The following is an 18,302-nucleotide window of genomic DNA, read 5'->3' on the forward strand; positions in this document are numbered from 1 at the left end:
CGGGTTCTGGAGCGAGACGCGCGGCCTCGCCGTCGACGGCCTAGAGCGGCAGGTCGTGGAAGGTCAGCGCGACCCGGTACGCCTTGAACGAGATCGTCTGAGCCGCGCCCGCCGCCGCGTAGGCCAGCTCTTCGGGGATCTCCTCGATCACGATCACGCCGCGCACGTTGCTGCGGTCCTTCGCGAGGTGCTTCTTCACGTAGCCGATGCGCGCGAAGATCTCGGGCATCAACGTGTCGACGTCCCGCGGATCCGGAACGGCCACCACGACGAAGTCGCCATCGGCGTCGCGCGCGAGGATGTCGATCGAACCCACCGGTGTGCGGTAGTCGACACCGAGCTGGTTGTTGCGCGGATCGCTGTAGAGCTTGAGGTTCGGCTCCACCAGGTCGGGCTGCTCACCCACCAGCGTGCGCACCTGCGCCGCCGAGAGGTGCAGCACGGCCGGCCCGGGCTCCCGCTCGAGCGAGCGCGTGCGTCGCGGTCGCGCGGGACGCTCGGGCTTCAGCTCTTCGGCAGCGGCCGGGTCGACGGCTTCCGCCAGTACATCCACTTCAGCGAGCTCCAGATCCACCGCGCCGTCTCCCTGTTCGTCCTCTTCCACCGGGGCCTTCGCGCGGCCGAGCGAGCGCGCTTCCGCAACGGGAAGGCGCTCGGGCTCGGGACGACCGCTATCGGGGATCGTCGCGAACGCCCGCCGCCCACAGCTGGGGCACGCGCTCTTCCCTTCCTGGAATCGCGTGTTGCACGCTTTGCAGAGGAGCATGGAAGAGGCATCGGCCGATCGGCAGAAGACCTGAAACGGGAACGCAGGCGCCCCGCGAGAACCCCGGAATTTCGTGCATTTTCGGGCGTTTTCGGGCCCTTCCCGTGGTAGAAGAGGGCCATGTCGAAGCCCTTCGAGACGCTCCAGACGGAAACCGCGGGCGGCATCACCACGGTCACCTTCGATCACCCCCCGATGAACCTGCTCGACGGGGCGGTGATGGCCGACCTCGACCGCCTCGGGCGCGAGCTCGAAGCCGACGCGAACCTGCGCGTCGCGATCTTCCAGAGCGCGAACCCGGACTACTTCCTCGCACACGCAGACGTCACGCTGATCCAGCAGCTGCCCACCGAAGTACCGCCGAAATCCGAAGAGCTCTCGTACTTCCACGTGCTGGTCGAGCGTTTCCGCACACTCCCCGCCGCGACGATCGGGGTGATCGAGGGACGCGCCCGCGGCGGCGGCAGCGAGTTCCTGTTGTCCCTCGACATGCGCTTCGGCGCTCTCGGCCACTGCCTCGTCAGTCAACCAGAAGTGGCGCTGGGCATCCTGCCGGGCGGCAGCGGCACCCAACGACTCCCGCGTTTGATGGGACGCGCCCGCGCCCTCGAAGCGATCCTCGGCTGCGACGACTTCGACGCCGCCACCGCCGAACGCTACGGCTGGATCAACCGCGCACTGCCACCGGCCGCCCTGCGCCCCTTCGTACGCGACCTCGCCCAGCGCATCGCGTCGTACCCCCGTGAAGCCATCGCCCTCGCGAAGGCGAGCGTCGACGCGGCGGACGAGACCCTCCGAGACGGCCTGCTCGAGGAAGCCCACCTCTTCCAGCAGACCCTGGGCACGCCCGGTGCCCGCGACCGAATGGCGCGTTTCCTCGAGGTCGGCGGCCAGACCCCCGACGGGGAGCGCGACCTCGCCTCGCTGTTGCAACGCCTCTCTGACTGAAGGAACCCGAATGCCGACCCGGATCCCCCTGATGGAGCCCGAGAACACGCCGGCCGAAACACGCGCCGTGTTCGAAACGCTCCCCGTGCACCTCGACATCTTCAAGCTGATGGCCGTCGCCGAGAACCACTTCCGTCCCCTGCTCCGACTCGGCGCATCGATCCTGGGCCAGCAGGAACTGGATCCGAAGCTGCGCGAGTTCGCGATCCTGCAGGCGGCCGCCCTGACACCGGGACGCTACGAGTGGGTGCAGCACGTTCCGATCGCCCTGGCTGCGGGAGCGCGCGACGAACAGATCGAAGCCCTGGAGCGAGGCGATCTCGGAGCTTCGGTTTGGGACGAGCGCGAGTCGCTCTTGCTTCGCTTCGGCGCCCAGGCGCTCCGCGAGACGCGCGTCGACGCGGAGCTCTTCTCCGAGATGCAGGGCGCGTTCTCGTCGCGCGAGATCGTCGAGGTGCTGATCACCCTCGGCTACTACAACATGCTGGCGCGGCTGACCGAAGTGGTGGACCTCGATCCCCAGTCCCCCGCCGGCACGGCGGTCTCCGACGCGGCGAAGCGTTGAAGCGGCGGCGGGCGGCGGCCCGTGTCCCGCCCGAACGGCGCTAGGCTCGCCCCGTGAGCGCGGCAGAAGCGACCCAACAGGACCGGATCGAACTGGGCATCACGCCCTGGGATTTCTCGGCCGGAATGCAGGCGGACCGGCTTGCCCAACAGGGCGAGCGCGCCGAAGCCCTGGGCATAGGCTCGTTCTGGCTCCCCGAAAACCACTTCTCGGGTCCGGGCGCGATCCCGCAGCCGCTCCTGTGGCTGGGCGCCGTCGCCGCGCGCACCCGCCGCCTGCGACTCGGCACGACCTCCTACCTCTTGCCGATCCGGAATCCGCTGCAGGCCGCGGAAGAGGTCGCCGTGCTCGACCGCCTGTCTGGCGGCCGCGTCATCCTCGGCGTCGGACGCGGTTTTCGAAAGGCGCTCTTCGAAGCCTTCGACGTCGACGTGAGCACCAAGCGTGACAACTTCGAAGCCACGCTCGCCGTCATGCAGAAGGCGTGGTCCGGCGAATCGCTCACCGACGGCCCTGGGCCTCCGACCCGGCTGGCGCCCCTGCCCGTGCAGGCACCCCACCCGCCGATCTGGGTCGCGGCCTTCGGACCGAAGGCACTCGCCCAGGCGGGACGCCTCGGCCTGCCTTATCTGGCATCGCCGATGGAGAGCCTCGACTCGCTGGTGGAGAACTACGGCCGCCACCGGGAGAACCTCGCCGAGCACGACCACGACGGCAGCGACCTCGCGGTGCCGATCATGCGCACCGTGTTTGCCCACCCCGATCCCGGCGTCGTCGGCCGGGTGCGCGACGCGCTCACCCGACAAACCCTGGCGATGGCGAAGAACGCCTCGCCCGCGCTGCGCCGCGCCGGCAGCACCGACGTCGAGGACTTCGCGCTGCTCGGAGAACCGGCCCGCGTCGCCGATGCCGCGGCCCGCTATCGCGAGAAGCTCGGCATGACGCACCTGATCGCCCGCACCCAGCTCCCCGGCGCCGAGGAGACGGAGCTGCTCGAAGGCCTCGAGCACGTGGCGGGCCTGTTTGCCTGACCGATGAACGAGCGCATCCCCGTGCTCATCGTTTCGGGCTTCCTCGGTAGCGGGAAGACGACGCTCGTTCGGCATCTGTTGGCCGACGCCCAGCGCACCGGCGTCCGGCTCGCTGTGGTGTCGAACGAGTTCGGAGAGCTCGGCGTCGACGCGACGCTCTTCACCGCGGCGCGCGAAGACTACGTGGAGCTCTCGGGCGGCTGCATCTGCTGCAAGCTCTCCGACGCGCTCGTCGAGACCCTGCAAGAAATCCGCGAGCGCTCGAACCCGGATCGCATCGTGATCGAGACCTCCGGCGTCGCCCTTCCCTTCGACACCCAGCTCCAGCTCTGGCGGGATCCCGTACGAGATTGGGTGTCCGACGACGTCGCGGTCGTGGTGGTGAATGCCGAGCAGGTCGCGACGGGACGCGACCTCGACGACACCTTCGAGCAACAGGTCTCGTCCGCGGACCTCTTGTTGCTGAACCAGGTCGACCAGGTTCCCGAAGACGCGCTGCCCCGGCTCGAAGACACCCTGCGCGAGCTCGAACCCGAAGCGCCGATCCTGCGCGCGAACCACGCCCGCGTGGCGCCGGATCTGCTGTTCCCGCCCGACCCCGAGGGCCTGCGCCAGCGCCGACGCGCAGACGGCGAGAGCGCCGCCCCCCACACCCACGAGCCCTTCGCCTCCGAGGAGCTCGCGGTGCCCGACGGCATCTCCGAGGCGGCACTGCTCGAACGACTCTCGAACCTGGGCGCGTTGCGCGCGAAGGGGTTCGTGGTCACCGACGCCGGGCTGCGGGTGGTCCAGGGGGTCGGCGCGCGCGTTCAGCTCGAGGTGCCCGACTTCGAGGTACCCGCCGAACAGCGCGGTCGCATCGTCGTGATCCGCCGCGCTGGCAGCGCCGCGGTTCCGCACGGAAGCCCTGCCGCGTGAACCTCGGCGAGCGCATCACCGCCGCCGCGGATGCCGACGCGATCCTCGACCGCTTCCTCGCCTGGGTGAGCGATCAGGGTATCTCTCCCTATCCGGAGCAAGAGGAGGCCATCCTCGAGCTCCTGGCGGGGCACCACGTGGTGCTCTCGACGCCGACGGGCTCGGGGAAATCCCTGGTCGCGCTCGCGCTGCATTTCAGAGCGCTGTGCGACGGCGAGCGATCCTTCTACACCGCACCGGTCAAGGCACTCGTCAGTGAGAAGTTCTTCGCGCTGTGCGACACCTTCGGCGCCGACAGGGTCGGCATGCTGACGGGCGACGCGAGCATCAACCCGGATGCTCCGGTGATCTGCTGCACCACCGAGGTGCTCGCCAACATGGCGGTGCGCGGCGGCGAGAGCACCGACGCCCCCTGCGTGGTGCTCGACGAGTTCCACTTCTACGACGACGTGGAGCGCGGCATGGCCTGGCAGCTGCCGCTCCTCGTGCTGCGCCACTCCCAGTTCCTGTTGATGTCGGCGACCATCGGAAACACCGACGGACTCGAGCGACAGCTCGCCGGCTTCACCCAGCGCGATGTCGCCCACGTCCACTCGGATCTGCGCCCGGTCCCGCTCGAGTTCGAGTACCGGGAGACGCCACTCCACGAGACCCTCGAGGACCTGATCCGACGCGACCTGGCGCCGGTCTACGTCGTCAACTTCACCCAGCGCGAGTGCGGAGAACTCGCCCAGGGGGCGACCAGCGCCAACCTCGCCGACCGCGAGGCCCGCCGCGCGATCGCCGAGGAGGTCGGCGACTTCCGCTTCGACTCGGCCTACGGCCGCGACGTGAAGCGCTTCCTCTCCCACGGCATCGGCATCCACCATGCGGGGCTGCTGCCGAAGTACCGGCTCCTCGTCGAGCGCCTGGCCCAGCAGGGCCTGTTGCGGGTGATCTTCGGGACGGACACGCTCGGAGTTGGCGTGAACGTGCCGATCCGCACCGTCGTCTTGAACAAGCTGTCGAAGTTCGACGGGGAGAAGGTGGCGCTGCTGCGCTCGCGCGAGTTTCGTCAGATCGCGGGACGCGCGGGGCGCAAGGGCTTCGACGACCGCGGCATGGTGATCTGCCAGGCGCCGGAACACGTGATCGAGAACCTCCGCCAGGAAGCGAAACAGCGCGAGTCGGGGAAGAAGAAGCCGCCGCGTCGCAAGCCCGCCCCGGCGGGCTTCGTCCCCTGGAACGCCGAGATCTTCGACACGCTCGTCGAGAAACCGCCCGAGATGCTGCGATCGCGTTTTCAGGTCGACCATGGCCTCGTGCTCGGCGTGCTCCAGCGCGATGGCAGGGCGGACTACGCGGCGGTCGCGCGGCTGATCGAGCGCTCCCACGAATCAGACGCCTCGAAGGCGCGACAGCGACGCCAATCGGCCCAGTTGTTTCGCTCCCTCGTCCAGGCAGACCTCGTCGAGCTGGTTCCCGCGCCGAACGGACGCGAGATCCGCGTGAGCCCCGAACTCCAGGCGGACTTCTCGCTCCACGACACCCTCTCCCTCTTCCTCGTCGAGGCGGTCGACGCCCTCGACCCCGACAGCGACACCTACCCCCTCGAACTCCTCAGCGTGGTCGAGGCCGTGCAGGAGAACCCGCGTGCGATCCTGCGCGAGCAGGAGCGCCGCGAGAAGGGCGAGTGCATCGCGCGCTGGAAGGCCGAGGGCGTCGAGTACGACGAGCGAATGCGCCGCCTCGAAGAGGTGAGCTACCCGAAACCCGAAGAGGAGTTCCTCCGCGGGGCGTTCGCCGTGTTCGCCGAGCAGCATCCGTGGGCCCGGGAGGACGCGATCCGCCCGAAAGGCATCGCCCGGGAGATGGTCGAGAGCTTCCGGAGCTTCGACGACTACGTCCGCGAACTCTCGCTCGCGCGCGGTGAAGGCGTGCTGCTCCGCTACCTGAGCCAGGTCCACAACGCGCTCGTCAAGACCATCCCCGAGGCGGCGAAGACCGACGCCGTGATCGAGGTGATCGCTTTCCTGCGCTCGACCCTGGCGGCGGTGGACACGAGCCTGCTGGAGGCCTGGGAGGCGCTGGTCGCTCCGGACGCGACTCGCGAACGCGCGGCGACCCCCGAACCGCCGCGCTTCGACCTCGCCGCCCAACCGCGCCTGCTGCGCGCGAGGGTCCGCTCGGAACTCCTGGCCATCGTGCGCGCTCTGTCCCACCGCGACTACGGGGGCGCTCTCGAGTGGTTGTGCCCCGACGGCGAGGAGCGCTGGGATGCCGCGCGGCTCGAAGCCGACCTCGAGACCTTCCACGAGGAATACGGCGCCATCCTGTTCACCCCCGAGGCTCGGCAAGCCCATTGGACCCAGCTGAAGCCGGTCGCCGAGCGCCGCTGGCAGGTGTCCCAGGTGTTGCTCGACAGCGCTGGCGACCACCTCTGGGCCCTCCACGGCGAAGTCGACCTGCGGCAAGATCGCGAACCCGACGCCCCGCTCTTCCAGCTGCTGCGAATCGGCACCTAGCGCGCGCGAAGCCCTCGCGCGGTGGTCCGCCCACCCGGAAAGCCAGCTAGGCTCTGCGACCCTATGGCGCTCGACCTCTTCCTGATGGTGGTCGGCCTCACCCTGCTCATGGTCGGCGGCGAGGCCGTCGTTCGCGGAGCAACGGGACTCGCGCGCGCGCTGGGTGTCTCACCGCTCGTCATCGGCCTGACCGTCGTCGCCTTTGGAACGAGCGCGCCGGAGCTCGCGATCAACCTGATCGCCGCCTGGGACGGACGTCCGGCCATCTCCTTCGGCAACATCATCGGCTCCAACCTCGCGAACATCGGCGTGGTGGTGGGAGCAACCTCGCTGTTCCGCCCGATCCTGGTGAGGGGCGTCGTGATCGCGCGCGAGCTTCCCATGATGCTGCTGGCGACGGCCGCCGCCGTCGTGATGGGCTTCGATCGGGTGCTCGGCATGGGCACCGACGCCTTCGATCGCGCCGACGGCCTGATGCTGTTGATGCTCTTCCTCGTGTTCCTCTACTACACGATCGGCGACTTCGTGCGTGAGCGGAGGAGCGCCAACGGGGCCGCGGACGAGGACGAGGAGCAGAGCGCCGCAGCCGAGGCATTGGGCAAGAACGCTCTCATCACGCTCGCCGGACTCGTCGGCCTGGTGGGAGGCGCGGAGATCACGGTCGACGCGGCCGTCGATCTGGCACGCGCCTTCGGTGTCCCCGAGGTCGTGATCGGGCTCACCGTGCTGGCGATCGGAACCAGCCTCCCCGAACTCGTGGCGTCGATCCTCGCCACCGCCCGGGGCCACGCCGATCTCGCCGTCGGCAACGTGGTGGGATCGAACATCTTCAACCTGCTCCTCGTCTGCGGCATCACCTCGCTCGTCACGCCGATCGTGATCCCGCCGGGCGGCCACCTCGACCTCTTGATGCTCGCCCTGTTGTCGCTCGTGCTCTTCGGCGTCGCGATGACCGGCAAGCGTCAGATCGTCCGCCTCGAAGCGGGCCTCTTGCTCTTCAGCTACATCGGCTATCTGACCTGGCGCGCCGGCCAGGCGATGCTCTAGCGCCGCCTCGACCGCGCGGTCTCGCGGGCGACCTGCGCCTTCGACGCCGCCCACCCGCAGATCGGACACGTTTCCAGATCGTGCCCCCGCGCCGGACAGTGTTCCCGTCCGAAGAAGATGATCTGCAGGTGCACCTTGCCCCAGGTCTCCGGGGGGAAGAGCTTCTTCAGATCGCGCTCGACTTCGACGACGTTTCGCGCCCGCGACAAGCCCCAACGTCCCGCCAGGCGGTGGATGTGGGTGTCGACGGGAAAGGCCGGCACACCGAAGGCCTGGGACATCACCACGCTTGCGGTCTTGTGTCCAACGCCCGGCAGGGACTCGAGCGCCCCGAGATCGGACGGAACGCGACCCTCGTACTCGTCGCGCAGGATCACCGAGAGTGCGCGGATGTTCTTCGCCTTCGCGGGGGCGAGACCGCAGGAGCGAATCATCCGCTGGATCTCGGACGCGCGCAGCTTCGCCATCGCATCCGGCGTCGAGGCGCGCGCGAAGAGCGCCGGCGTCACCTGGTTCACGCGCGCGTCCGTGCACTGGGCCGAGAGCAGCACCGCGACGAGCAGCGTGTAGGGATCCGTGTGATCGAGGGGAGCGTCGGGACGCGGGTAGCGCTCTTCGAGAATGGCAGCGATGCGCCGGGCTTTCTCAGCGCGCGTCACGCCGCCTCTCGGTCGCGGGTGGCGTCCTCGACGCGGCCCATGAAAGCCGCAAGGTTCGGGCGCTCTTGGATCAGACGCGACGCGCCGGGGATCGCATCCTTGCGCATCGTGAAGAGCATCGCGTAGACGCCGAGGTCGGCCATGCTCAACGTCTCGGAGTAGAAGAAGGGACGCGCGCCGAGGAAGTTGACCAGGTCATCCATGCGCAGCCCGAGCTCGCGCAGGAGCGCGGTGAGCGGACGCTCCCAGGTTCCTCCGGCGCGCAGCCAGGCGCCCAGCCGGCGTAGCGAACCCGACGTGGGCGACGGCGTGTCGTAGGTGCCGCCGTCCGAGCCCTCGGCGAGGGGCAGGCCCAGCTCTTCGCCGATCATTCGGCGGTACTTCAGGAAGTACCAGAGGAAGGATTCGTCGGCCCATTCCTCGAGCTGTCGCTGCTGATCGGCCACCATCGGGTCCCTCGAGAGCAGCGGGGGCTCGGGGAAGCGCTCGTCCAGTCGCAGCAGGATCTCGGTCGAGTCTTCGATGCCCTCACCGTCGAGGTCCAGGAAGGGAAGCAAGCCCGTCTTCGGGTTCCAGCGCGTGTAGTCTTCCTTCGACCGGGGCTCGCGCAGCTCGAAGGACACACCCTTGTAGAGCAGGGCGCGACGCACCTTCTCGGTGAAGGGAACACGAGCAGCCCCGTAGAGGACGATCATGCTTCGTCCGCTCCCCCTTGGCGCCGACCGCGCTCCTGGATGCCTGCCCGGCGATCGGCGATCGCCTCGGGCGTGACGCTCTCGAGGTGTCTCCGCGACAGACGCGTCTCGGTGCGCAACCCGTCGCCGAAGGTCTGGGCGTAGCCCTCGTCGATCATCTGCTTGTAGCGAACCAGGGACGCCGGATCGCAGGAGAGCATGTCGGCGGCCAGCGATTCGCACGCGGGCAGCAGCTCGCCAGGCGCGACGACGCGGTTCACGAGACCCCAGCGCTCGGCCTGGGCCGCATCGATGAAGTTCCCGGTGAAGGAGACCTCCTTCGCGCGTCCGATGCCGATGAGCCGCGAGAGCTTCTGGCTGAGCCCCCACCCGGGCACGATCCCGACGCGGGCGTGGGTGTCGGCGAAGACCGCCGCCTCGCTGGCGATCAACACGTCGCAGGCCAGCGCCAGCTCGAATCCGCCGGTGACCGCGAAGCCGTTGATGGCGCCGATGATCGGCCCCGGAAAGCGATGCAGCGCCGCAATCGTGTCCTCGTCCGACGCACCGGACGTGCCGAGCGGCGCGGCCGAGAGTTCCTTCAGGTCGAGCCCGGCCGAGAACGCCCGCCCCGCCCCGGTGAGGATCGCCACGCGCACGTCGGGATCGGCGGCGAGGCGATCGAAAGTGTCGCGAATCGCGTCGCGCAGCTCCGCGTTGAGCGCATTCAACGCGTCGGGCCGATTCAGGGTGATCCGGGCGAGGCCGCCGGACATCTCGACGAGCAGGATGGACATGAGCCCCTGGCAAGAGGGGCGGAGGATAACCAATGCCGGTTGGGCAGCCGAACTGGCGCCAGGGACCTGACACCGTGATGGCGAATCGGCGACAATCCGGCGCGTGCCCCCGTCGAGTGACACCTATCCGAAGATCTACGCCGTGGTGAAGCGCATTCCGAGGGGTCGGGTGGCCACCTACGGGCAGGTCGCCGAGCTCGCCGGCCTGGGTCGCGCGGCGCGGCAGGTGGGGTACGCCCTGCACGCGCTGCGGAGCGATCCGGCGCGACTGCCCTGGCACCGGGTGATCAACGCCCAGGGCCGCGTGAGCGTGCGGAGCGAACCGGGCGGCGACTCGATCCAGCGGCAGCTCCTGGAGCGCGAAGGCATCGAGTTCGATGCGCAGGGTCGCGTGCCCCTCGATCGGGTGCGCTGGCGCCCGCGGAGCCGCCGATGAAGCGCGCCCTCGGTCTCCTGGCGATCGTCCTCCTCGCGCTCCTCGCCGTGGGCGCGTGGCGCGCCTGGCAGCTGCCCTCCCGGCAGCTCGAGGCCGCGCCCCTCGAGGATCCGGCGATCGATGCCGATCGCGTGGCCGGGATCCTCGGCCGGACCCTCGTGCATCGGACGATCTCGCACTACGACCGGGAGCGGGTCGAGACCGCCGCCTTCGAAGCCCTGCAGAGCGAACTCGACCAGTCCTTCCCCCGGGTCCACGCCACCCTGGCCGTCGAACGCTTCTCCGATTGGAGCCTGCTCTACCACTGGCCCGGTAGCGACCCGTCCCTGGAGCCGATCCTGCTGGCGGCCCATCAAGACGTGGTGCCCGTCGACCCCAGCACGGCCGACCAGTGGGAGCAGCCGCCGTTCTCCGGCGCGATCGTGGCCGGCGAGATCTGGGGCCGCGGCGCCCTCGACGACAAGGGCAGCCTCGTGTGCGTGCTCGAAGCCGTCGAAGGACTCCTGGCCGAGGGGTTCTCCCCCGCGCGCGGCGTGTACCTCGCGTTCGGCCACGACGAAGAGGTCGGAGGCCACCGCGGCGCCGAGGTGATGGCGAAGGCGCTCGAGGCACGCGGTGTGCGTCTGGAGTGGGTGCTCGACGAGGGCGGCGTCGTGGTGCGCGACCTCGTCGACGGCTTCGACGATCCGATCGCCTTGATCGGCGTCGCCGAGAAGGGATCGGTCAGTCTGGCCCTCATCAACGAAGGCCCCGGCGGCCATTCGTCGATCCCGCCCGCCCAGACCGCGGTGGGCATCGTCGCGGCCGGGGTCCAGGCGCTCGAGCAGCAGAAACCGGAAGCGGATCTCGTCCAGACCACGCGTTCGACGATCGCGTTCCTCGCGCCCGAGCTCCCCTTCGCGTTCCGCTTCGTGCTCGCCAACCTGGGCGTCTTCGAAGGCTGGCTGCTGCGCGGGGCGAGCCACCTGCCGCCGCTCGACGCCGCGAACCGCACCACCACGGCTGCCACCATCTTCCATGGCGGCACCAAGGAGAACGTGCTGCCGCGTCGTGCCGAAGCCGTCGTGAACTTCCGGATCCGCCCGGGCGACAGCGTCGCGAGCATCACCGAGCACGTGCGAGCCACGGTCGCCGACCCTCGGATTCGCGTAGAAGTGGCCGGCGGCACGACGCCGCGCGAGCCGAGCCCCGAGTCGTCGGTGGACAGCGACGCCTTCGCGATCCTGCAGCAGTCGATCCACGCCCAGTTCTCCGACGCACTCGTCCTCCCCTATCTCGTGGTGGGCGGCACCGACGCCCGGCACTACGCGCGCGTCTCGGATGACGTCTATCGCTTCCTGCCGTTCCGCATCGCCGACTCGGAGCGGTCGCGCCTCCACGGGATCAACGAGCGCGTCGCCATCGACGACCTCGTGGCCGGCGTGCGTTTCTACCGCGACGCGATCCTGCGCTCCCAGCCAGGCGCTGGGACGATCACGCCCTAGCGGGTTGCTGAAGATCTCTGGACCGAGCCATGCGAGCGAGTTCCGGTGGCCTTCGAGGCGACGAAACCTAGGGCTGCAACAGCACCTTCCCCGTCGTGGCCCGCCCTTCGAGGGCGCGGTGGGCGTCGGCGGCCGCGGCCAGGGGGAACTCGGCGCCGATGCGAACGTCGAGGGCACCCGACGCCACGGCTTCGAGCACGGCGCCGGCGCGCAGCTCGAGTTCGGCGCGATCGGCGGCGTAGTGCGCGAGGGAAGGTCGCGTCACGAAGAGCGAGCCCTGGGCATTCAAGCGGCCGAGATCGAAGGGCGGGACGGGGCCCGAGGACTGGCCGTAGAGCACCAGGAGGCCGCGCGGCCGCAGGCAGGTGAGGCTGCCCTCGAAGGTCGTCGCGCCAACCGAGTCGTACACGACGTCGACCCCGCGGCCGTCGGTGAGTTCCTGCACGGCCTCGGCGAAGTCGACCTCCGTGTAACGGACGACGTGCTCGGCCCCGGCGCCGCGCGCGAGGGCTTCTTTCTCGGCGGTCGAACAGGTGCCGATCACCCGAGCACCGGCGCGCGCCAGCGTTTGCACGAGCAGCAGACCCGCACCGCCCGCCGCCGCGTGTACCAACGCCCAGTCGCCAGCGCGGGTCTCACGACAGCCGTGCACGAGGTAGTGGGCCGTCATGCCCTGCAGCATCGAAGCGGCGGCCACCGCGTCGGACACTGCCTCGGGGACGCGCACCAACAGGTCCGCGGGTGCGAGGAGACCCGTGGCGTATGAGCCCGGCGCCATCGCCCAGGCCACGCGATCGCCGGGGGAGAGGTCGCGCACCCCTGCACCCACCGACTCGACCACCCCCGCCCCTTCGAGCCCGAGCACGAAGGGCGTGGGCCGCGGGTAGAGCCCCGTCCGGAAGTAGACGTCGATGAAGTTCACGCCGCAAGCACGGGTTTCGACCCGCACCTGGCCCGGCCCGGGCTCCGGCAGGCTGGCTTCCCGGTAGTCGAGAGCCTCGGCGCCGCCCGTCGCGTCGACGTGGATCGCCTGGATCTTCACCGAGGCTCCTCGCGAGAGGCATCGGCGTAGCGCGCCTGTTCCGCTTCGTAGGCGTCGAAGCCCACGATCTCGCGCAGCTCGGCGAAGGGCAAGAGCCCTTCGACCTGGGTTCCGTCGCCGAGCGCCGCGAGCGCCTGTTGCATGGCGCGCGTCGCGGCGGACAGGAGCGTGAGCGGATAGGCCGCGATGCGATAGCCGAGCGACTCCAGGCGATTCGGCGGGAGGATCGGCGTATCGCCGCCTTCGACCATGTTCGCCATCTGGGGGACCGACGTCGCGCCGCACACCCGCTCCATCTCCGCCTCACTCGTCGGCGCTTCGACGAAGAGCAGATCGACGCCGAGATCGGCGAAGGCCTGGGCGCGCCAGAGCGCTTCGTCGAGCCCGTGGGTGGCGCGGGCGTCGGTGCGCGCCATGATGAGGACGTCGGCGCCGGCATCGCGGGCGTCCACCGCCGCGCGCACGCGCGACAGGGCTTCGTCGCGTTCGACCACCTGTTTCCCGCGCGTGTGACCGCAGCGCTTCGGCGCGCGCTGGTCCTCGATCATGGCGCAAGCGAACCCCGCCGCGGCATAGCCTGCGACGGTGCGACGCACGTTCATCGGGTTTCCGTAGCCCGTGTCCGCATCGCCGATCACGGGGAACGAGACGGCACTGCAGATCTGACGCCCCTGATCCTGCATCTCGCCGTAGGAGAGCAAGCCCGTGTCGGGAAAGCCGCGCGCCGCGGCGACGGCGAAACCGCTCATGAAGGTCAGGGGGAAGCCGGCGCGTTCGATGAGGCGCGCGGTGTGGGCGTCGTAGCAACAGGGCATCCGCAGCAGTGCGGAGCCCTCCAACAGTGTCCGCAACCGGTCGGCGGGGGACGTACGGGTCATGTCTCAACTCTCTCGGCCAACACGCGCAGCACTGGCGTCGTTCGGAATCGCGACCGGGATGGCTTCGTCGGGCAGGCGCGTACGGGGCAACTCGGCTTCGACCCGCTGCCCCGCGCGCTTCACGATGCGAGCCGGGGTACCCACCGCCGTGCAGTCGTCGGGCACGTCGCGCATGTGGATGAAGGAGCCAGCGCCCACCTTCGCGTTCTCGCCCACCAGGATCGGTCCCAGCAGGGTGGCCCCCGTCCCCACGTAGACCCGGTCGCGCAGGGTCGGATGGCGTTTCCCCTGATGTTTCCCGGTGCCACCGAGGGTGACGTTGTGGAAGAGCACGCAGTCGTCTCCGATCTCGGCGGTCTCGCCGATCACCACGCCACTGCCGTGATCGATGAAGAAACGCCGTCCGACCTGCGCACCGGGGTGGATCTCCACGCCCGACCACGCGTGGGCCACGGCGGCCACCGCGCGCGCGAGACGCCGGAAGCCCGAAGTGAAGAGCCGGTGCGCGATGCGATGGGCCCAGATCGCGTGAAGCGCGGTGTGTCCGAGGGCGGATTCCCAGCGGTCGCGCGAGGCCGGATCGTTGCGCGCGACGGCGTCCCAGTCTTCCGCCATCGCGGCCCAAAGCTCACCGGCCATGGGCGGCAGTGTACCACCGGCCCGAGAAGGGTACGTTTCGGGTCGTGTCCGACTCCCTCAAAGGCTTGTTGCAACTGCTCGACCTCGAAGACCTCGAGGTGAACCTTTTCCGTGGTCGCAGTCCGGCCTCGGGCGGGCAGCGTGTCTTCGGCGGGCAGGTGTTGGCCCAGGCGCTGATGGCCGCCGGGCGCACGGTCGAACAGGGCACCGCGCACTCCCTGCACGCCTACTTCGTGCGCCCGGGCGATGTCCGGATCCCCATCCTCTATCAGGTCGACCGCACGCGCGACGGGCGCTCCTTCACGACGCGGCGGGTCACCGCCATCCAGAAGGGGCGCGCGATCTTCCATCTCGAGACCTCCTTTCATGTGGACGAGGACGGTCCCCGGCATCAGGTCGAGATGCCCGACGTCCCGGATCCCGAGGGTCTTCCCACCTGGCAGGAGCGCTTCGCGCCGCTCGTCGAGCAGCTCGGGGACGGCGCGAGCTGGTTCCTCGGCAAGGGCCCGATCGACATCCGGCACGCGACGGCCTTCGACCCGATGCAGCCCGCCGAACGGCCCCCGCGCCTCGATGTCTGGATCCGGGCCGACGGACAGGTACCCGACGACCCGATCCTGCAACGCTGCCTCGTGGCGTATGCCTCGGACATGACGCTGATCGACGTCGCCGGCATGCCTCACGCCATGGACGCCCTCGCGACCGGCTACCAGCTCGCGAGCCTGGACCACGCGATGTGGTTCCACCGGGATTTCCGCGCGGACAGCTGGCTGCTCTATTCCCAGGAGAGCCCGATCACCTCGGGTGCCCGGGGGTTCACGACGGGACGGCTGTTCACCCAGTCGGGAGAACTCGTGGCATCGGTCGTTCAGGAAGGGCTGCTGCGCCCGGAAAAGCCCGCCGCAGAGCGCAGCTGACGGGCACGCGCTCCTGACGAACCGTGATCGGCCCCGGCAGCTGGTCTATCTTGCTGCGCCCGGGCCCCATCGGCCCGACCCCCCATCTCCGCCGGCTCCCGGTGGATCCCTTTCCGACCCGCACGCCACGAAGCCGCGCGGGAGAGGAGAATCTCCATGCGCGAAGCCGTCATCGTCGACGCGGTGCGAACTCCGATCGCCCGGGGCAAGCCGATCAAGGGCGACCTCTCGGGAATCCACCCGGGCACCCTGTTGGGCCGGGTCCAGGACGGGGTCGTGGACCGCGCCGGTGTCGATCCGGCCGAGATCGAGCAGGTGGTGGGCGGCTGCGTGACCCAGGCCGGGTCCCAGTCGAACAACATCACTCGCGTCGCCTGGCTCAACCGCAACAAGGGTTGGCGCACGGGCGGAACGACCGTCGACACCCAGTGCGGCTCGGGCCAGCAGGCGAACCACATCGTCTCGGCGTTCATTCGCGCGGGCTCCATCGACGCCGGCATCTCCTGCGGCGTCGAGGTGATGAGTCAGGTCGGCCTGGGCGCCAACGTGATCAACGGCCCCGGCTACTTCCAACCGCCCGAGTGGGGTTGGGACACGGCCCCGGACCAGTTCACCCACGCCGAGCGAATCGCTCAGAACCGCGGAATCACCCGCGACGACGTCGACGCCTTCGCGCTCGAGTCGCAGCAGCGCGCGATGCGCGCGCGCGACGAGGGCTACTTCTCACGCGAGATCCTGCCGATCGAGTCGCCGGTGCTCGGTGAGGACGGTCAGCCCACGGGCAAGACCCGCACCATCGACACCGACCAGGGCATCCGCCCCAGCACGCCCGAGGGCCTCTCGAAGCTGAAGCCCGTGATGGACGGCGGCATCCACACGGCCGGCAACTCGAGCCAGATCTCCGACGGTGCGGCGGCCGTGCTGTGGATGTCGAAGGAGAAGGCCGAGGAGCTGGGGCTCCGCCCGCGCGCGCGCATCGTCGCCGACGTCGTGGTGGGCACCGACCCCTACTACCTCCTCGACGGCCCGATCGACGCCACCAAGGAGATCGAGCGCAAGACGGGCATGACTGTGAGCGACTTCGACCTCGTCGAGATCAACGAGGCGTTCGCTGCCGTCGTGCTGTCGTGGGCGAAGGTCTTCGAGCCCGACATGGGCAAGGTCAACGTGAACGGCGGCGCGATCGCCCTCGGTCACCCGGTGGGCGCGACGGGGTCGCGGCTGATCGTGACGGCGCTCCACGAACTCGAGCGCCGCGACGCCACCACCGCCTTCATCACGATGTGCTGCGGAGCCTCCGTCGGCACCGGAACGATCATCGAGCGGCTCTCCTAGCCGCCGTCAAGGAGAGACACCGCCATGGGTTCGCTGGAAGGAAAGGTCGCGGTCATCACGGGCGCCGCGAATGGGCTCGGGAAGTCCCACGCCCTCGAACTCGCTCGCGAAGGCGCGCGCATCGTCGTCAACGACATCGGCACGAGCGTCGATGGCGAGGGCCGGGACGAGACCGCGGCGCGCGCCGTCTGCGAAGAGATCGAGAAGATGGGCGGCGAGGCCGTTCCCCACTTCGGCGACTGCGCCGACTTCGGCGACGCCCAGGCGATGGTGAAGACCGCCGTCGACGCCTTCGGCAGCCTCGACATCCTCGTCTGCAATGCGGGCTTCACCCGCGACGGCGTGATCTTCAACATGAGCGAGCAGGACTTCGACGATGTCGTGCGCGTGCACTTGAAGGGTCACTTCGCGCCGCAGAAGTTCGCGGCGATGTACTGGCGGGAAAAGAGCAAGACCGAGGGCGGCCCGGTGTACGCCCGCGTGATCGCCACCGCCAGCGAGTCCTTCCTGTTCGGCACGCCCGGCCAGCCGAACTACGCGCCGGCGAAGGCCGGCATCGTGGCGCTCACCCTGGGCACCGCGAAGGTGCTGCTCAAGTACGGCGGCACGGCGAACATCGTGATGCCCCGGGCGCGCACGCGCATGTCCCACCGCGGTCCCTTCGCCGCGATGTTCGACGTTCCCGAGGAAGGCTTCGACAACATGAACCCGGGCAACAGCTCGCCGCTCTTCGCCTACCTCGCGAGCCCCCAGGCCCAGAACGTCACGGCCCAGCTCTTCATCGTGTGGGGAAAGCAGGTGGTGGTGATGAACCGCCCCTCCCACGGCGCCACCTTCGACAACGACCAGGCCTGGTCCGCGGAAGACCTCCACAAGCACCTCGGGCCCCACTTCGAGAAGCAGGAGCCGATCGTCGACGGGTACCCGCTGCCCGAGGTATAGGCCGCCTCACCCCCCGGGTCCGCAGACGGCCCGACCGCCCACGCCGTCCCGCCCCGTGCGCTCCGCGATTGAAAGCGGACTCCTGGTCATGTTATGAGCGGTAGGGTCACTTGCGTCCAGGGAGTCCCACGTGGAGCGCGTTGCGATCGTTACCGCCCTGGTCTTGGCCGAGTATCTGGTGATCGTCTGGCTCACCGGCCAGTCCCGGGGTCGCCACGGGGTGCCGGCCCCCTCCATGACGGGTGACGTGGCCTTCGAGCGCTGGGCGCGTGTCCAGGGCAATACCGTCGAGCAGCTGGTCGTCTTCCTGCCAGCCCTGTGGCTCTTCGCCATGTACGTCTCCGAGCTCTGGGCCTGCGTCCTGGGGCTGGTCTTCTTCGTCGGCCGGGCGCTCTTCGCCCGGGGCTACGCCGAGGACCCGGCGAAGCGGGGTCCGGGCTTCATGCTGACCCTCGGCGCGAACATGATCCTGACCCTCGGAGCCCTGATCGGAGCGACCCTGGCGGCCTTCTGAGGGGCCGCCTCGGGCCCCTCGCACGCAGCCATGGCCCCGTGGGGAGAAGGCGATTCCGCGCCGGATTTCCACGTGACCGAATGTTCCGTCTGGGTCACGAACGATATACTGGGCGGCCTCGCGGCTTCGCCCGCGACCTGGGCCCGTGCTCTTCCGGCGCGGGCCGTTTTCCTCCCTGACCGAGCGCGCCGACCTCGACCCGGCAG

General features: G+C 69.5%; 19 protein-coding genes. 12 read left to right on the forward strand and 7 right to left on the reverse strand.

Going from position 1 to position 18,302, the window contains the following annotated elements; translation table 11 throughout:
- Positions 1 to 40: 40 nt before the first annotated feature.
- Positions 41 to 766: a hypothetical protein gene (locus tag AAF430_10055; GenBank protein MEM7410563.1), complete on the reverse strand. Its 726-nt coding sequence runs from the start codon at positions 764 to 766 to the stop codon at positions 41 to 43.
- Positions 767 to 886: 120 nt separating this feature from the next.
- On the opposite strand from AAF430_10055, the gene AAF430_10060 reads away from it, so the two are divergent.
- From AAF430_10060 to AAF430_10085, 6 genes are all read left to right on the forward strand, one after another.
- Positions 887 to 1,714, forward strand: a complete 828-nt coding sequence (locus AAF430_10060; protein MEM7410564.1) for an enoyl-CoA hydratase/isomerase family protein — start codon at positions 887 to 889, stop codon at positions 1,712 to 1,714.
- Between the two features lie 10 nt (positions 1,715 to 1,724).
- Positions 1,725 to 2,279 carry a carboxymuconolactone decarboxylase family protein gene (locus tag AAF430_10065; GenBank protein MEM7410565.1) on the forward strand — a complete coding sequence of 185 codons (555 nt, stop codon included), beginning with the start codon at positions 1,725 to 1,727 and terminating at the stop codon, positions 2,277 to 2,279.
- A gap of 53 nt (positions 2,280 to 2,332) precedes the next feature.
- Positions 2,333 to 3,310, forward strand: coding sequence for an LLM class flavin-dependent oxidoreductase (locus tag AAF430_10070; GenBank protein MEM7410566.1), 978 nt, complete (start codon positions 2,333 to 2,335; stop codon positions 3,308 to 3,310).
- Between the two features lie 3 nt (positions 3,311 to 3,313).
- Positions 3,314 to 4,228: a GTP-binding protein gene (locus AAF430_10075; GenBank protein MEM7410567.1), complete on the forward strand. Its 915-nt coding sequence runs from the start codon at positions 3,314 to 3,316 to the stop codon at positions 4,226 to 4,228.
- Positions 4,225 to 6,732 carry a DUF3516 domain-containing protein gene (locus AAF430_10080; protein MEM7410568.1) on the forward strand — a complete coding sequence of 836 codons (2,508 nt, stop codon included), beginning with the start codon at positions 4,225 to 4,227 and terminating at the stop codon, positions 6,730 to 6,732. The genes AAF430_10075 and AAF430_10080 overlap by 4 nt, the downstream gene beginning before the upstream one ends.
- Before the next feature lie 63 nt (positions 6,733 to 6,795).
- Complete coding sequence (locus AAF430_10085; protein MEM7410569.1) at positions 6,796 to 7,779, forward strand: calcium/sodium antiporter; 984 nt, start codon at positions 6,796 to 6,798, stop codon at positions 7,777 to 7,779.
- Here AAF430_10085 and nth read toward each other — a convergent pair.
- The 3 genes from nth to AAF430_10100 are packed head-to-tail and all read right to left on the reverse strand — an operon-like array spanning position 7,776 to position 9,909.
- Positions 7,776 to 8,438, reverse strand: a complete 663-nt coding sequence (gene nth, locus AAF430_10090) for an endonuclease III (GenBank protein ID MEM7410570.1) — start codon at positions 8,436 to 8,438, stop codon at positions 7,776 to 7,778. The genes AAF430_10085 and nth overlap by 4 nt on opposite strands.
- Positions 8,435 to 9,133: a glutathione S-transferase family protein gene (locus tag AAF430_10095; protein MEM7410571.1), complete on the reverse strand. Its 699-nt coding sequence runs from the start codon at positions 9,131 to 9,133 to the stop codon at positions 8,435 to 8,437. Before AAF430_10095 ends, nth begins: the two co-directional genes overlap by 4 nt.
- On the reverse strand, positions 9,130 to 9,909 hold the full coding sequence (locus AAF430_10100; GenBank protein MEM7410572.1) for an enoyl-CoA hydratase: 780 nt from the start codon (positions 9,907 to 9,909) through the stop codon (positions 9,130 to 9,132). Before AAF430_10100 ends, AAF430_10095 begins: the two co-directional genes overlap by 4 nt.
- 103 nt (positions 9,910 to 10,012) lie before the next feature.
- Here AAF430_10100 and AAF430_10105 point away from each other — a divergent pair, with 103 nt between their 5' ends.
- Positions 10,013 to 10,345, forward strand: a complete 333-nt coding sequence (locus AAF430_10105) for an MGMT family protein (protein MEM7410573.1) — start codon at positions 10,013 to 10,015, stop codon at positions 10,343 to 10,345.
- Positions 10,342 to 11,829: a M20/M25/M40 family metallo-hydrolase gene (locus AAF430_10110; protein MEM7410574.1), complete on the forward strand. Its 1,488-nt coding sequence runs from the start codon at positions 10,342 to 10,344 to the stop codon at positions 11,827 to 11,829. The genes AAF430_10105 and AAF430_10110 overlap by 4 nt, the downstream gene beginning before the upstream one ends.
- Positions 11,830 to 11,896: 67 nt before the next feature.
- Here the strand turns inward: AAF430_10110 and AAF430_10115 are convergent, their stop codons facing one another.
- From AAF430_10115 to epsC, 3 genes are read right to left on the reverse strand one after another with little or no spacing between them, the layout of a single operon-like run.
- Positions 11,897 to 12,865, reverse strand: a complete 969-nt coding sequence (locus tag AAF430_10115) for a quinone oxidoreductase (protein ID MEM7410575.1) — start codon at positions 12,863 to 12,865, stop codon at positions 11,897 to 11,899.
- A 2-nt stretch (positions 12,866 to 12,867) separates the two neighbouring features.
- Entirely contained in the window at positions 12,868 to 13,749 is an 882-nt protein-coding gene (locus AAF430_10120) for an isocitrate lyase/PEP mutase family protein (protein ID MEM7410576.1), read from the reverse strand.
- Positions 13,750 to 13,752: 3 nt separating this feature from the next.
- Positions 13,753 to 14,388, reverse strand: a complete 636-nt coding sequence (gene epsC, locus AAF430_10125) for a serine O-acetyltransferase EpsC (protein MEM7410577.1) — start codon at positions 14,386 to 14,388, stop codon at positions 13,753 to 13,755.
- A gap of 44 nt (positions 14,389 to 14,432) precedes the next feature.
- Here epsC and AAF430_10130 point away from each other — a divergent pair, with 44 nt between their 5' ends.
- The 4 genes from AAF430_10130 (at position 14,433) to AAF430_10145 (ending at position 18,096) form a co-directional block, all read left to right on the forward strand.
- The gene (locus AAF430_10130) at positions 14,433 to 15,305 is read left to right on the forward strand and encodes an acyl-CoA thioesterase II (GenBank protein ID MEM7410578.1); all 873 of its coding nucleotides are present in this window, start codon (positions 14,433 to 14,435) and stop codon (positions 15,303 to 15,305) included.
- Between the two features lie 156 nt (positions 15,306 to 15,461).
- The gene (locus tag AAF430_10135) at positions 15,462 to 16,640 is read left to right on the forward strand and encodes a steroid 3-ketoacyl-CoA thiolase (protein ID MEM7410579.1); all 1,179 of its coding nucleotides are present in this window, start codon (positions 15,462 to 15,464) and stop codon (positions 16,638 to 16,640) included.
- Positions 16,641 to 16,664: 24 nt separating this feature from the next.
- Positions 16,665 to 17,582, forward strand: coding sequence for an SDR family NAD(P)-dependent oxidoreductase (locus tag AAF430_10140; GenBank protein ID MEM7410580.1), 918 nt, complete (start codon positions 16,665 to 16,667; stop codon positions 17,580 to 17,582).
- Positions 17,583 to 17,712: 130 nt separating this feature from the next.
- Positions 17,713 to 18,096 carry an MAPEG family protein gene (locus AAF430_10145; protein MEM7410581.1) on the forward strand — a complete coding sequence of 128 codons (384 nt, stop codon included), beginning with the start codon at positions 17,713 to 17,715 and terminating at the stop codon, positions 18,094 to 18,096.
- Positions 18,097 to 18,302 lie beyond the last annotated feature (206 nt).

This window comes from Myxococcota bacterium, assembly GCA_039030075.1.
Lineage (GTDB): Bacteria > Myxococcota_A > UBA9160 > UBA9160 > SMWR01 > JAHEJV01.

Bases quoted from the DNA above. Each gene is read 5' to 3' on its own strand.
- AAF430_10055 (MEM7410563.1), bottom strand. From the start codon at position 766: ATGCTCCTCTGCAAAGCGTGCAACACGCGATTCCAGGAAGGGAAGAGC.
- AAF430_10060 (MEM7410564.1), top strand. From the start codon at position 887: ATGTCGAAGCCCTTCGAGACGCTCCAGACGGAAACCGCGGGCGGCATC.
- AAF430_10065 (MEM7410565.1), top strand. From the start codon at position 1,725: ATGCCGACCCGGATCCCCCTGATGGAGCCCGAGAACACGCCGGCCGAA.
- AAF430_10075 (MEM7410567.1), top strand. From the start codon at position 3,314: ATGAACGAGCGCATCCCCGTGCTCATCGTTTCGGGCTTCCTCGGTAGC.
- AAF430_10085 (MEM7410569.1), top strand. From the start codon at position 6,796: ATGGCGCTCGACCTCTTCCTGATGGTGGTCGGCCTCACCCTGCTCATG.
- AAF430_10095 (MEM7410571.1), bottom strand. From the start codon at position 9,133: ATGATCGTCCTCTACGGGGCTGCTCGTGTTCCCTTCACCGAGAAGGTG.
- AAF430_10100 (MEM7410572.1), bottom strand. From the start codon at position 9,909: ATGTCCATCCTGCTCGTCGAGATGTCCGGCGGCCTCGCCCGGATCACC.
- AAF430_10110 (MEM7410574.1), top strand. From the start codon at position 10,342: ATGAAGCGCGCCCTCGGTCTCCTGGCGATCGTCCTCCTCGCGCTCCTC.
- AAF430_10120 (MEM7410576.1), bottom strand. From the start codon at position 13,749: ATGACCCGTACGTCCCCCGCCGACCGGTTGCGGACACTGTTGGAGGGC.
- epsC (MEM7410577.1), bottom strand. From the start codon at position 14,388: ATGGCCGGTGAGCTTTGGGCCGCGATGGCGGAAGACTGGGACGCCGTC.
- AAF430_10135 (MEM7410579.1), top strand. From the start codon at position 15,462: ATGCGCGAAGCCGTCATCGTCGACGCGGTGCGAACTCCGATCGCCCGG.
- AAF430_10140 (MEM7410580.1), top strand. From the start codon at position 16,665: ATGGGTTCGCTGGAAGGAAAGGTCGCGGTCATCACGGGCGCCGCGAAT.